Raw genomic sequence first — 13282 nt, 5'->3', positions numbered from 1 at the left:
AAATCCTTTACTACCTCAACTGCCGCCGATCCCAATTTCATTTGAGGCGGCACATCTAAATAATTCGTTTTTTCCGGTTTGCTCGATGTGCCTTGTCAAATCATGATGATTTTGTTTATTATAAATCAAACAAATCTATTTTTAAATACGTCTTAAGTAATCATATTTAAAATATTTCATTATTTTAAGGGATACTTTTTCACTTGCGTTTACTTATTATTTCTTAGCTGCCGATATAGAAGGTGGAGAGCTTGTTTTTCTATTTGTCTGACTCGTTCCCGACTAATACCCATGCGCTGACCAATCTGTTCTAGAGAAAGTTCATTTCCATCTATTAAACCAAAGTGTAAGTTTAATATTTCTTGTTGTTGTCTAGATAAACTTGACAATAAGTCTTCAAGTTCCTGATTGAGAGATTGCTCAGTAGTATAACCATTTTGAGAATATCTATAATCTTCGATTAAATCTTCTAACTTAACATCTTTTTCTGAACCAACTTGAAGATCGAGAGAGATAGTTTGACGAGCCAAAGTTAGATATTGTCGAATCTGATTAGGCTCCAAAGCAAGTGCATGAGCAATTTCCGTAGTGGTAGGAACGCGACCAAGTTTTTGAGATAACTCTCGCTGAACGCGCTTAATTTTGTTTAACTTATCATTAATGTGAATCGGTAATCTAATTGCGCGTCCTTGTTGAGCGATCGCTCTGGTAATTCCTTGACGAATCCACCAGTAAACGTAGGTTGAAAATCTGTATCCTAAAGCCGGATTGAATTTTTCAATCCCTCTTTCCAAACCTAAAGTACCTTCTTGAATTAAGTCCATCAGTTCTAAGTTCCGTCTCTGATATTGCTTGGCAATTGACACCACGAGCCGGAGATTAGATGCCATCATTTTCTGCTTGGCTTTTTTCCCTTGATTTAGCTTTTGAAGTAGTTCCTGTTCGCTTAACTGCATCCGAGCAGCCCATTCTGACAGTGTGGGGGTACGATTTAATTCAACAGTCAGTTTTTCGGATTCAGCAAGTATTTTTATCATTTGCTGAACTTGTTGGGCAAAAAAAACTTCTTGCTCTTGGGTTAACAGAGGTATCCGCCCAATTTCTTGAAGATAAACACGTACCGTATCAGTTGTAAATTGAGATGCTTTGCTTGTGTTAGCAGCTTTAGTATCTGGGAATGATGTTAAGTTACTCATTTTAAGTTAGCCTCTGCCGATTAATTGGGGTATTTTTTATTCGGGAAAAAGTGTAAATAATGACTTGATGAACCATAGAGGTTTTTATAAAAAAACCAGGTATCAAGTACTAATTCCAAAAGAGCAATCAATACCCAAATTGCTAATGAAACAATTACAGGTAGGCTGAGATCGGGAAATTTCCTTTGCAAATCGATAATGCCAAATAGCAGCAAAAATACCAGCGAAACTCCTAGAAGAAATGACAGCTTGACAATCGCGAGAATGAACCGACTCATTTCTAGGATGCGATTGTAAAGCCGGGAAAATCTCTCTAGGATTTCTTCCATGTTATTGATGACAAGTAAAATTTGTTGTTGGTGCAGATGGGTAGCTAAGAAGCATTTTTGCTGCACTTGCGTCAATTCATGTTCATTCTTGAAATCATCTAAAAGCTTGTCCCAAGGTAAGACCTGAGAGCTAGTTGACCAAATTGGGAAATCCTTTAAATGTAAGGGAACTAAATAGTTAATCAGAGCGATCAGAGTTTGATCGAAATTACTGAGTTCGGGGGGAAGAGACTGAGTTAGACGAATCAGTTGGTCAATCTGAATCTGGAGTGTATAGTAGTCCTCATATCTCCTTTGAGCGATCAACTGACTAGTAAAAGTAAGGAAAACAATTAACACACCCAATAAAGCAGCTAGGGACTGGGATACAGCAGAAAAGAATTCAATTGCTACCTGTTTAGGTACTGTCAGCCAAGGGGCGTTTTCCCGCATAGCAAAAACCAAGGTGGCAACAAATACAAACCCAACAATTGCTAGCTGATGGTGGGTAACAATAGCTATGATTGTCCGCATTAAAGGAGTGTTGCTGAGTTTAACCAGGATTTGCAAACCTGGGACTGGTTCGCAAATTTGAAGTCGTTGGGCTTTGCGAGTTGACATGATAAAAAGATACAGTTCCTAGCTTGTTAAGGAAGGCAGGAGGCAGATAGCGCAGCGTTAGCGAGTCTGCAAGTAGGTAGGTGGTCACTTCGACTACGCTCAGTGACCACTTACCATGCCGGCTTCATTTCCCACGCTGCAAACTCACATGATTAGCCCCAGACTGAATCAATTTGCTTAGGTCAGCAACAGCGCTAGCATACTGAGGATCGGCTAATGTCCCCAAGGTTCGGTTTTGCACTAAGGCTTTCTGTTGTGCCTCGGTTAATGCCACGTTAATATCTGGGGCAATGCCGACATGATTGATATCTCGACCTTTCGGTGTGTAGTATTTAGCGATCGTTAGTTTCAGCCCCGAACCATCTTCTAGTGGCTCTACAGCTTGAACTAAACCTTTACCGAAGGTGCGAGTTCCTACTAAGGTGGCGCGATTGTCGTCTTGTAGCGCTCCCGATAGAATTTCGCTGGCGCTAGCAGATCCCTTATCAACCAGTATCACTAAGGGTTTGTCGGTGAGAGGATGTCCCGATGCATCGTAGCTTTCTTTCACTTGGTCTCGATTTACCAAAGACACGATCGCTCCTTGCTTCAACCACATACTAGCAATTTGCAAACTCGCATCCAGCAGTCCACCTGGATCGGAACGCAAATCTAAAACGTAGCCTTGTACCTGTTGTTTTTCTAATGCTTGAATTGCCCGATGCATCTCTACGGGAGCAGTTTGCGTAAACTCTGGCAAACGGATGTAACCAATCTTACCTGCTGCTGTTGTTTGCGTGTTATAAGTTACAGGATGGATAGCAATATTGGCGCGGGTAAGTTTGAAAGTTTGCGATTGATTGCCCCGTTGAATCATGAGTACTACCTTGGTTCCCACTGGGCCGAGAATCCGCTTCACGGCATCGTCAATTTTCATCCCCTGAGTTTTTTGACCGTTAATTTGGACAATTACATCGTCCGGCAAAATACCCGCTTTAAATGCAGGGGTTCCTTGAATTGGGGCGACAACGGTTAAAGCTTTAGTTTTTTCATTCTGTGCCAGTTCCAGCCCTACGCCACTGAGGTTGCCAGAAATGTCGTTATTTAGGGCTTTAAATTCTTGTGGGTCGAAAAATTCGGTGTAGCGATCGCCTAATTTCGCCACCATTTCTTCAATTGCTCCATAAGCCTCTTTCTTAGAACTATAGGAACGGCTAATATACTGCTGACGAATTGCTTGCCAATCTTGATGATTAAAGCTGACATCAACATAGTTTTTATCTAAGATTTGCCACACCTCATCCACCAGTTTTTGAGAGCTAGGTTGTGGTTTACCTAGAGCTTTGGAAGTGTAGAGACTAGTTCCTACAAAGATTGTGGCTATAACAGCCAGTTCTATCTTGACGAGCAATTTTTGTTTAAACATACTTTATTTTTTGAAGAATAATACAGAATTCAGAATGTAATCCATAAAGGACTGAAACTCATATAGCAATCCGATTTGATTTCTGAATTAATCGTAGGGACTAGGGACTGGGGACTGGAGATGGTGGGGCCCCCTCTGGGGATAAGGGGTAATCAGGGTGGTTTCATACGAAAAAAGAAAAATATATAAGTCTTGATTTTTCATGTATAACGATAGATTTTGACCCCTCTCCAAACCTCTCCCCGAAGCGGAGAGAGGCTTTGAAACCCATTTTTAGTTTTTCTCTCGTTGTATGAAACCACCCTGCTCTGGGGATAAGGGGTAATGGGGACTGGGAAGAAGGAATAAAGGTGTACTAAGTTTTTTTCAAAAATCAAATATGAGTCTTATAGTTGCAGATAATTTCTTCTAAATTCTCACAGATTACTCCTGAATTCTGTTTTGATAAAACTGTACAAAACGGTAGAGAATAACGATTGATTTGGAAAGTATAGAACCATTATGCAATCATAATTACGAGTGACAAATGACAAATACTTCGACTACGCTCAGTACAAGTGACCAATGACCAATGACAAATTACGAATTATCTTGAGATTTTCCTTTACGGTGGGGATAGGCAGTCTTAAAAATATCCTGAATTTTAGTCTTTTGTTCAGCAGTAAGATTTAGGCTGAACACTGCTTTACGCATCTTTTCGCCTTTTTGTAATTTCGTTGACAATTCCTTTACCTGATCTGGGGTAAGAACTGCCTCAACTTGCTTGCGAATTTCTTCGCGCTTTTGAGCGCGTTCTGATGTATTCGATGCCGGAGAGTTTGTCGTAGAAGTATCAGATACCTTTGTGCCAGAATCATTCCCTTGAGACACATCTGGAGATTTAGAACTGCTGCAACCTGTCATTCCTCCAATTAAAATAGATGCAAATAGCAGGGTTGGTAAAATTATCTGTTTTTTAATCATTTACTTCTCTGGTTTTTGTTGTGTGTAATAGAACTGTTCTGACTCAATTTCCGTTTATGACTGTTTAGAAGATGTTTGAAAAGTTGCTGCTTTACTCACACCAGCTAATCTTAGAAGTTGAAATGAGTTTGCACATGAGCTAGAATTCCTAACCTGACCAGTAAAAAAGTACTCAAATTATTGTGACTTTTTTCCTAATTTAGAAATAATTAATTAGTCGGAACGGCTCTATCGATAGTAGAGACAGATTCGTTATATAGAAGAATGGGTACTAGGTGCTAGGGACTGGGTACTGGGTACTGGGGAAGAAATTATGAGTAAGATTTGGTTGGAGTCTGAATTCCGATTCAAATCTTCCCAATCCCCAGTCCCTAGTCCCTAATCCCCAGTCCCCAGTTCAATATTTCCCTCTAAAATAGTGAAAATACCTATGGTTTTGTTACAAAGACCATTGAGTTGGAATTCTATGGTTAGCTTGACCTACCCATCTTTTCGTCTGTTGCTTTACCTAGAGTGGCTGTTATTAGCCACGGCAGTGTTCATGGAAGTGCTGCTGCCGTTTCAGTTGTCCTGGTCTTTGCCGCTAGGAGTTCTGGCGATCGCAACTTTCAGCTTGATGGGTTTGAGACTACCAATGGTGAAGCTGGAAAGCAAATTAATTTATACAGTCCTGGAATTCGGTTTAATTTTGCTACCAGCCACTCAACATACTTTATCGACTCGCTCCGTTTTCCTGCTGTGTCTGGTATTGGTGATGCGGAGTTGTCTCATATTTAAGCGATCGGGACAGTTGGTCGTCTTAATTTTATCTCTGCTTACTTATGGAACACTACTTTTATCAAAACCGATTGTACCTGAGAATTTTCTGCCAGATAAGCTGATCCTCATGTCTTGGGATTGGCGATTAAGTAATATATTATTGTTTAGCTTAACGTTAGTATTCGCTTTATTGTTAATTAACGCCCTGCTTGCAGAGCGCCAAAGTCGAGAGCAGTTAGAAATTGCCCATCAGCAATTAGAAATCATCAATCAACAACTGTGCCAGTATGCCCTGCGGATTGAAGATCAGGCAACCTTGCAAGAACGCAACCGAATTGCCCGCGAAATTCATGATGGCTTAGGACACACTCTCGCTGCCCAAACCATTCAGATTAATAACACTCTGTTGTTTTGGCAATCAAATAATGACAAAGCATTAACATTTCTCAAACAGGCAAAAGAACTGGGGGCTGAAGCGCTGTTAGAAATTCGGCGATCGCTTTCGGTTTTGCGTTCAAATCCTTTGCAAGGGCAATCTCTCAAATCAGCGATTGAAAAACTGCTGATAGATTTTCAGCAAACCACAAGTATTGAACCATCTTGTAAAATCGATCTCCCGCACACCCTACCAACAGAAGTAAACACGGCTTTATTCCGCATTGTGCAAGAATCGCTGACAAATATTTGCAAACACGCTGAGGCAACAAGTGTCACCGTTAAACTTCTGGCTCACGCTGGGATGATTCATCTGTCAATCGAAGACAATGGAAAAGGTTTTAACCCCACTCAAAATACAACCGGGTTTGGATTACAAGGGATGCGAGAACGGTCGATTGCACTGGGCGGTCAGTTAAATCTCCACAGTCAACTAGGAACAGGTTGCTGTATTTCTGTTTCTTTACCACTCTCAAAGCTGTTGGTGTTTTAGCTTATGATTCGGATTTTATTAGTTGACGATCAGCATCTTATTCGCCAGGGACTTAAGAGTATGCTTGAGTCGAATGCAGAGATGGAGGTAATTGGTGAGGCGGAGAATGGACAACGGGCACTCGAACAGATTGCCGCATTGAAACCCGATATTGTACTAATGGATATCCGAATGCCTGTAATGGATGGAGTTGCCACCACAAAAGCGATCGCTCAACAATATCCTGACATTAAAGTTCTCGTCCTCACCACCTTCGATGATGATGAGTATGTTTTCCAGGCGATGCGGCTGGGTGCAAAGGGCTATTTGCTCAAGGACACCGAACCAGATGAATTAATGTTGGCAATTCGATCCGTCTACAAGGGACAAACCCTACTCGGCCCGGGATTGTTTGAGAAAGCACTCACGCCGATTACCGCACCTGTCCAGTCTTTGCAAACTCCTCCAGAATTAGCGCAACTTACAGCCAGAGAATTAGATGTATTGCGGTTAATTGCTTGTGGAGCCAATAACCGAGAAATTGCCGAATCGCTGTTTCTTTCAGAAAACACTGTTAAAAATTATGTTACTAATATTCTCAGTCGCTTGAGTTTACGCGATCGCACTCAAGCCGCTTTGTTTGCCCATTCGTTGTTTAGTGGACTGAAGTAGAGTCTACTTGGACAAGGGATATATCGTTTACTAAAAAGACAAATAGCTGAGAAACGCAATCGAGAAGGCGTTATATCATGTCAAAGCCATGACTGAAGATTAGCTGTATCTCTGACTGCGTTAGAACTTTGGCGCGTCCGTGCCGATTTATTTTCATCGCTAGACTGTAGACCCTGCGATCCACAGCCTACAACGATTTGACACTTGATCGCGTGGAAACATTGTCTGTATTTGCGGATCAATTGTACTGCGACGGCAAAATGCTTGACTCTATCTACAATCCACGTTCATTTTCCGCAGTGTGCATAAATTGATTTCATTACCCCGATATAAGAAGTAGAAGCAAGGCTTATGTCCTCGCTAATACAAAACCCCGACTTTATTAAGGTGATTTATGTCTGCTGTGATAACTCCCACACAATCAAAAATTTGTCAACGCGTAAGTTCTAGAATAGAGAAAGATGTTATGAATTTTTCAAAACGTTTCTCAACACCTTTAGTATTTTTCTTTTTGACATTTAGCGCATTACCTGCTTTAGCTGATAATTGTTCAGTAACCGATCGAGTCCCATTGCCACCATGTGTTCAAGCAGATTATGTTGATAATGGAGCTGTTCTAACTAATCGCTGTCCTTATACAGTTACTATAAAAGTTGATATAGCTAACGGTAGCGATCAACGGGTAAATGTTCCTAGCAACGGAGGAAGAAGAGTAGTCAGTACTACAGGAAGGTTTAATTTGAAATGCTGTCCCAAATATAACAAATGTAGGGGGTAGTAGTGGGATTTTGTAAAAAAGTGGACAAAGAGACAACGGGCGACCACCGGGTGTCACCGCCAATAGTTGTAAGCTAAAAGTAAGCTAAAAGCAGCCTCTATCAATACTTTCAGCAATTTGACCCCGTAGCACCCCCGCGTAGCACGGGTTTTTTTTTGGTGGTTGGATGCGATCGCAGGAAATAAACCAATTACGATTGGACAGGGATACAGTACGATAGCTTGGATTCCAGAAGATTCTGGAAGTTGGGCACTACCTTTGAGGCATGAGCGAATCACCAGTTGAGACAGTCCGATTGAGAAAGCAGTTGGACAACTGAAAAAAGTATGCGAGCTAATGCCTTCTAGACCGATTTCTGTTTGGGACAGTGAATATGGTTGTGCCCCGTTTATCCTGAAAACATCTGAGATTGCCACAGATAATAAGAGTACGGTTGCGTTCAAATCTGTGTTTATGGGGTGCACCACCAGCTTATAAAGGTTCGGGTCGTCCTCGAAAACATGGTGCAAAATTTAAACTAAATGAAGCCTCTACATGGGGTGAAGCAGCATCTGTCTTGGAAGTAAATGACCCGAAATTGGGACGAGTTAAAGTCAGTTCGTAGCCCCGCCTGCAAAGAGGGGCTGGGGGTGGGGTGCAGTGATTATGGAAATCATAACTAATTACCCGGACATAATATTAGACAATAAGTCTATTGCACATTGTGTATTAATGCACAACCACTGAATATAGATATTTTGACATACCCTTTCAGGGATAATTCTTGTTATACAGCAGCCTACAGGGAGAACTAAATATGACATCTCCAGAAACGGTTACATGGCTACAAAAACGCACGTCTTTAGGAATTCTCTCGCCTGAAGTATTAAATGCGATCGCTCAAGTAATTGAAGAACGAGTTGTACCAGGCGAAACTGACTTAGTTAGTGAAGGCAATTCTCCAGAAGCCCTTTATATTCTTGTAGAAGGTCAACTCGAAAGCAATACCACCAATCAAAACAACCCAGCTTTAGCTTGTGGATTTCTCCCCGGTGCAGTGATTGAACTCAAAGAATTGCTGTTGGATGAATCAACTCCATTCACAATTACGACAGTAACCGAATGTCACTTGTGGGTTGTACCTGCTGCTAAATTTCGGGAATTAGTCACTCAATACCCCGAAATTACTCAGGCTTTTTCGCGTCAATTGGCTCAAGAATTAGCTCAGGTAACATCTGCACTTGGCTATGAACAAGAACGTTCTATTGCCTTGCGTCCATATCTAGTCACCAAAGCACAACGCGGAATTGTCGGTACAAGTCGCTATGCTGTGCGGTTGCGGGAGCAAATTCGAGAAGCAGCTGCCGATCGCAAATCAGTAGATATTTTCGGAGAACCAGGGTTAGAAAAAGACAATATAGCAGCTCTCATCCACTTTGGTTCTCCCAAACGGCGAGAACCAATTATTAAAGTAAATTGTGGTATTCTCCAAACTAGCGGTGCAGATTTATTTGGTCGTGCTGGCGGCAAACCAGGGTTGTTGGAATGGTTGGGAGAAGGTACTCTAGTTCTCAACAATATCCAAGAATTGCCCGAAGAATTATTACCTGCGGTGACGGAGCTGCTCAAAACTGGTAAATATACCCCCGTCAGTCGTTCTGGAGATTCAACACCCGAACCTCGTCCCAGTCAAGCCAGAATTCTGATTGTTTCAGAAAAAACTCAGCCGACAGTTGAACGTTTTGTTGGTCACATTATTAAAGTGCCACCGCTACGGGTGCGGAAAGCTGATATTCAGACACAGGTCGAATATTATACCAGTCTTTATACACGCTCTAGAGGGATTTCTAAACCGCACATTACCCCAGAAGCTTTGCGTCGCCTCCAGTCTTATGATTTTCCTGGCAATCTCAGGGAATTGAAAAATCTGGTAGAAAGAGCGATTGCCCAAGCTGAGGGTGCAAATGAATTAACAGAAGAAATTTTCTGGCAAGCCGAAACTAAGAAAAAACGATTTCGGGTAAATTTGTTAAATGCCTATCCTAATTTGCGGCGATTTTTACGTAGTGACTGGTGGCCCGATCGCATTAATTATGGTTTTACTGCAACGGCTTTTGCGATTATTGTGGCAATATTATTTATTGGGCCGCAAACCCGCGATCGCAATTTCGTCTTAAATCTATTTTGGGCTTGGTGGTGGCCTTTCTTCTTGTTTCTCTTTCCCTTTTTGGGTCGTATTTGGTGTTCTGTTTGTCCCTTCATGATTTATGGAGAAATCACCCAAAAGCTCTCTTTATGGCTGTGGCCTCGAAAACTCAAGCGCTGGCCGAGAGAACAAGCTGAAAAATGGGGCGGATGGTTCCTCTTTGGTTTATTTACCCTAATTTTCTTATGGGAAGAACTCTGGCATTTAGAAAATACAGCTTACCTCAGCGCTTGTTTGCTGCTATTAATTACTGCTGGGGCGATGATTTTCTCGGCTATTTTTGAGCGGCGGTTTTGGTGTCGCTATCTCTGTCCCATCGGCGGGATGAATGGTTTATTTGCCAAACTCTCAATGACGGAACTCCGGGCACAGCAAGGGATATGTTCTGCCAGTTGCACCACTTATCAGTGTTATAAAGGCGGGCCGCAAAAGGGCGAAGGTATGGAAACGAATGGATGTCCTTTATACTCACATCCAGCCCAATTAGAAGATAACCGAGATTGCGTACTGTGCATGACTTGCCTGAAAGCTTGTCCCCATCGTTCCGTTGAGTTCAACTTGCGTCCCCCTGGAATTGAATTGTGGACAACTCATGTACCCCGTACTTATGAAGTAGCATTATTGTTATTGCTGTTGGGTGGTATATATTTACATCGCTTGCCAGAATTGCAATCTTGGTTAGGCTTACAACTGGATTTAACTGATTTTTGGCAGCACTTGGGATTATCGCTGCTAGTGTTAATTATTCCAGCAGCTTTTACCTTTGGCGCTTATAGCTTGTTCCAACTGTTCAACGCTAACCGTAAGCCTCGAAAATTTGTAGAGCTTGCATATAGCTATCTCCCATTAGTTTTAGGAGGAAACTTAGCTCACTATCTGCGTTTGGGCTTAAGCGAAGGCGGACGGATTTTACCCGTAACCTTTGCGACACTTGGTTTGAGTGGCGAACAATTGCCAATATTGGTTGCTCACCCTGCTGTGATTGCCTTTTTGCAAGGTGCAACAATAATTTTCTCCGTGTTAATGACTATGGTATTAACACAAAAAATTGCCAAGCAACCAGTGCGATCGCTCATACTGCAACACCTAGCAGCGATCGCTTTGGGAGTTAGTATGTGGGCAATTATCGTCTTTTGAGCTTTACATCTTCCACCAGGCGGTTTTTAATCGCCTGGGCTAGGTGGAAAATGTGAGTTAAGAACATTCTTCCCTACGAACGTGATAGAAAATACTTATAGGATTTATGATTTTTGACTCATAGTGTAAGGATTACAGATAATGCACGTTATAAAAAGAGCGATCAAACCTGCAACTTATATATCATTCCTCCACATCTACCAAACGACTTGGGGGACTGCTGGTGATATTTGTTTAATCCGTGAATCTGTAGCTAATGATAGTACAGCGAAGTTTATCGGGCACAAAATCCAATTAGTAGTTCCAAAAGGGCTAGAGCGCGATCGCATTGCCAACTGTCCAATAATTAAAGTTGCAGGTAATGTCGGCGACGGACATCCCAAAGAACACCCATTGGAATGGGAAGCTTATGAAGGTGTAAGTGAAGAAATAGCTTTAGCGGCTCTCAAACCTTGGGGCTTCAAGTTAATTGAACTCTAATGTATCAAACCAGGCTTGTAGATCTGCGATCGCCTGAAAATCCAATAATGCTTCACCGAGATTTTCTAATTGTTCTAAAGAGAGAGTTTCAATCCGGTCTAGCACCTCTTGGGGTAATTCTCCCACCCGTCGAGTAAGTTGACGGAGAATGAGCAATTGCCCTTCTGCTTTTCGTCCTTCTTCCCGTCCTCGTTGTTCGCCGCGTTGTTCGCCGCGTTGTTCGCCTTCAGCGAGAATTTCTTGATAAATTACTGACTCGCGCATCATACCCTCCCGAAATAATTGTCGAATCAAGTCTTGATTGTATTTTAACCCCGCTAAGATTTGGGTATAAGCGGAAATTTCTGGTCGTTGTCTTGGCTCAAGTTGATTAACTTTGCTCACAACTTGTTGCAATAATGTTTGGGGTTGCGTGGTTGCTGTCAGTGGTGCTAACGGTAACAAAGCAGGATCGTTGAGGAATGGTTCGGGATTTTCTTCCCATAAGCGAATCACGCGATATTCATGACGGGTAGTTTCGACACAGAAGACAGTTTCAATTACTGTTCCTGGTGCAGGGGGAAGCAATAATACGACAACTTGCGTTATTGGTAGACGATACAAACGATACAAGCGTACCCAATAATCTAGCATCCGCAAGGGTAGGGGTGGCGTAGATTCTAGTTTGGTTTGAAATTCCAGGTGGAGAATGCGTCCTTGTAATTGTAAAAAAGTGACATAATCAGCGCGAATTGGTTCGATACTCAATTCGGTTTTGAGTACTGTGACGGAAGTTTGCGGTGTACCTAATACCCAACTGGCAAAGGTAGCAGGATGTTTTTCGGACAGGAGTTTGCAGAGGTTATCAAAAGACATTAGCGATCGCTAACAATCAAACGAGGTATTGTTATTATCTCGTGCAGTGGTTTGAGTAGGCGATGTCTACGACGGTCACTGACTTGTACTGAGCGCAGCCGAAGTAGCTTGTCGTTGGCACAGCCTCTCGTAGAGAAGTGCGGGCTGGGCTATTCGGCGTCGCACCATCGCTCAAGGAAGCTCATTATTATACTTTGGGCGTATCTTTTTAAATTCCTGTACCTGTAATAATTACATTAATATTCCATTTCTAGCTAGGTTGAGTTATCAGACGATAAAAAGATAACTGTAGCGGTTCCTGATTTACTAGTAAAAAACTTAACTCCCTTCTCTTTCCCTACTAAAAAAAGGGCAGAAAGAGCCTTTATATCTAAAAAAATTACGAATTACGAATTACGAATTACGAATTATACAAATGTATTTGCACATAATTAAAAAGCGATCGTCGCCCTTTTTCCTTTTTCCCTTTATCTTGCTGTTGACACTCCTCCTCGCCCTGCCTTGGGTAAGCGCGAAAGAACTGCCTAAGCCAAAGCCGGAAGCGTGGCAGATTAACGGTATCGTTGCTGCCCTTGATGATGGATATAACAGAGTTAAGGGATATGCATTCAACAAATTAGCTGAATACGATCTCAAAGATTTAAAATCTTTGGGGAAGAAACCGGAAGATATTGCTCAAAAAGCTGCCAAAATTCTCAAAGATAAATCCGTTAATTCAAATGTTCGTTACGGTGCAGCAGTGGGATTGGGAAATCTGGGGGAGGCTGCCAAACCCTACGTCAAAGACATCCTCGACATCTTCAAGGATAAAACCGTTGACTCAATTGTTCGTTCCGGTGCAGCAGTGGGATTGGGAAATCTGGGGGAGGCTGCCAAACCCTACGTCAAAGACATCCTCGACATCTTCAAGGATAAAACCGTTGACTCAATTGTTCGTTCCGGTGCAGCAGTGGGATTGGGAAATCTGAGGGAGGCTGCCAAACCCTACGTCAAAGACATCCTCGATATCTTCAAGG

The 13282-nt window shown here is 42.2% G+C and carries 12 protein-coding genes; 6 read left to right on the top strand and 6 right to left on the bottom strand.

Annotated features, from left to right (window positions below; genetic code table 11):
- Nucleotides 1–209: 209 nt before the first annotated feature.
- From RMZ95_RS01360 to RMZ95_RS01345, 4 genes are all read right to left on the bottom strand, one after another.
- A complete protein-coding gene (locus tag RMZ95_RS01360; protein ID WP_322682154.1) occupies nucleotides 210–1196 on the bottom strand; it encodes an RNA polymerase sigma factor, RpoD/SigA family in 987 nt (328 codons plus the stop codon).
- A gap of 20 nt (nucleotides 1197–1216) precedes the next feature.
- Nucleotides 1217–2125, bottom strand: coding sequence for a hypothetical protein (locus RMZ95_RS01355; protein ID WP_322682155.1), 909 nt, complete (start codon nucleotides 2123–2125; stop codon nucleotides 1217–1219).
- A 124-nt stretch (nucleotides 2126–2249) separates the two neighbouring features.
- Entirely contained in the window at nucleotides 2250–3530 is a 1281-nt protein-coding gene (locus RMZ95_RS01350; protein WP_322675493.1) for a S41 family peptidase, read from the bottom strand.
- A gap of 579 nt (nucleotides 3531–4109) precedes the next feature.
- Complete coding sequence (locus tag RMZ95_RS01345; protein WP_322682198.1) at nucleotides 4110–4493, bottom strand: hypothetical protein; 384 nt, start codon at nucleotides 4491–4493, stop codon at nucleotides 4110–4112.
- 466 nt (nucleotides 4494–4959) lie between these two features.
- Here RMZ95_RS01345 and RMZ95_RS01340 point away from each other — a divergent pair, with 466 nt between their 5' ends.
- From RMZ95_RS01340 to RMZ95_RS01330, 3 genes are all read left to right on the top strand, one after another.
- Nucleotides 4960–6180 (top strand): sensor histidine kinase, encoded by a 1221-nt coding sequence (locus RMZ95_RS01340; RefSeq protein ID WP_322682197.1) that lies wholly within the window; start codon nucleotides 4960–4962, stop codon nucleotides 6178–6180.
- A gap of 3 nt (nucleotides 6181–6183) precedes the next feature.
- Nucleotides 6184–6831: a response regulator transcription factor gene (locus RMZ95_RS01335; RefSeq protein ID WP_322682196.1), complete on the top strand. Its 648-nt coding sequence runs from the start codon at nucleotides 6184–6186 to the stop codon at nucleotides 6829–6831.
- A 466-nt stretch (nucleotides 6832–7297) separates the two neighbouring features.
- Complete coding sequence (locus tag RMZ95_RS01330) at nucleotides 7298–7609, top strand: hypothetical protein (protein ID WP_322682195.1); 312 nt, start codon at nucleotides 7298–7300, stop codon at nucleotides 7607–7609.
- A gap of 53 nt (nucleotides 7610–7662) precedes the next feature.
- Here RMZ95_RS01330 and RMZ95_RS01325 read toward each other — a convergent pair whose 3' ends face one another.
- Nucleotides 7663–8052 carry a hypothetical protein gene (locus RMZ95_RS01325; protein WP_322682194.1) on the bottom strand — a complete coding sequence of 130 codons (390 nt, stop codon included), beginning with the start codon at nucleotides 8050–8052 and terminating at the stop codon, nucleotides 7663–7665.
- A 353-nt stretch (nucleotides 8053–8405) separates the two neighbouring features.
- Here RMZ95_RS01325 and RMZ95_RS01320 point away from each other — a divergent pair, with 353 nt between their 5' ends.
- Complete coding sequence (locus RMZ95_RS01320; protein ID WP_322682193.1) at nucleotides 8406–10931, top strand: sigma 54-interacting transcriptional regulator; 2526 nt, start codon at nucleotides 8406–8408, stop codon at nucleotides 10929–10931.
- Between the two features lie 141 nt (nucleotides 10932–11072).
- Nucleotides 11073–11411 (top strand): hypothetical protein, encoded by a 339-nt coding sequence (locus RMZ95_RS01315; RefSeq protein ID WP_322675499.1) that lies wholly within the window; start codon nucleotides 11073–11075, stop codon nucleotides 11409–11411.
- Here RMZ95_RS01315 and RMZ95_RS01310 read toward each other — a convergent pair.
- Nucleotides 11397–12266 (bottom strand): Rpn family recombination-promoting nuclease/putative transposase, encoded by an 870-nt coding sequence (locus RMZ95_RS01310; protein WP_322682192.1) that lies wholly within the window; start codon nucleotides 12264–12266, stop codon nucleotides 11397–11399. The two genes, RMZ95_RS01315 and RMZ95_RS01310, sit on opposite strands and share 15 nt — an antisense overlap.
- A gap of 415 nt (nucleotides 12267–12681) precedes the next feature.
- On the opposite strand from RMZ95_RS01310, the gene RMZ95_RS01305 reads away from it, so the two are divergent.
- Nucleotides 12682–13282, top strand: a 601-nt coding sequence (locus RMZ95_RS01305) for a HEAT repeat domain-containing protein (RefSeq protein ID WP_409882126.1), incomplete at its 3' end; no start/stop codon positions are given.

This window comes from Nostoc sp. DedQUE07, from assembly GCF_034530975.2.
Classification (GTDB): domain Bacteria; phylum Cyanobacteriota; class Cyanobacteriia; order Cyanobacteriales; family Nostocaceae; genus Nostoc.
The sequence above is the reverse complement of the archived record's forward strand: the minus strand, read 5'-3'. Positions and strand labels throughout refer to the sequence as shown.

Bases quoted from the DNA above. Each gene is read 5' to 3' on its own strand.
- RMZ95_RS01335 (WP_322682196.1), top strand. From the start codon at position 6,184: ATGATTCGGATTTTATTAGTTGACGATCAGCATCTTATTCGCCAGGGA.
- RMZ95_RS01320 (WP_322682193.1), top strand. From the start codon at position 8,406: ATGACATCTCCAGAAACGGTTACATGGCTACAAAAACGCACGTCTTTA.
- RMZ95_RS01350 (WP_322675493.1), bottom strand. From the start codon at position 3,530: ATGTTTAAACAAAAATTGCTCGTCAAGATAGAACTGGCTGTTATAGCC.
- RMZ95_RS01345 (WP_322682198.1), bottom strand. From the start codon at position 4,493: ATGATTAAAAAACAGATAATTTTACCAACCCTGCTATTTGCATCTATT.
- RMZ95_RS01330 (WP_322682195.1), top strand. From the start codon at position 7,298: ATGAATTTTTCAAAACGTTTCTCAACACCTTTAGTATTTTTCTTTTTG.
- RMZ95_RS01340 (WP_322682197.1), top strand. From the start codon at position 4,960: ATGGTTAGCTTGACCTACCCATCTTTTCGTCTGTTGCTTTACCTAGAG.
- RMZ95_RS01355 (WP_322682155.1), bottom strand. From the start codon at position 2,125: ATGTCAACTCGCAAAGCCCAACGACTTCAAATTTGCGAACCAGTCCCA.
- RMZ95_RS01315 (WP_322675499.1), top strand. From the start codon at position 11,073: ATGCACGTTATAAAAAGAGCGATCAAACCTGCAACTTATATATCATTC.
- RMZ95_RS01310 (WP_322682192.1), bottom strand. From the start codon at position 12,266: ATGTCTTTTGATAACCTCTGCAAACTCCTGTCCGAAAAACATCCTGCT.
- RMZ95_RS01360 (WP_322682154.1), bottom strand. From the start codon at position 1,196: ATGAGTAACTTAACATCATTCCCAGATACTAAAGCTGCTAACACAAGC.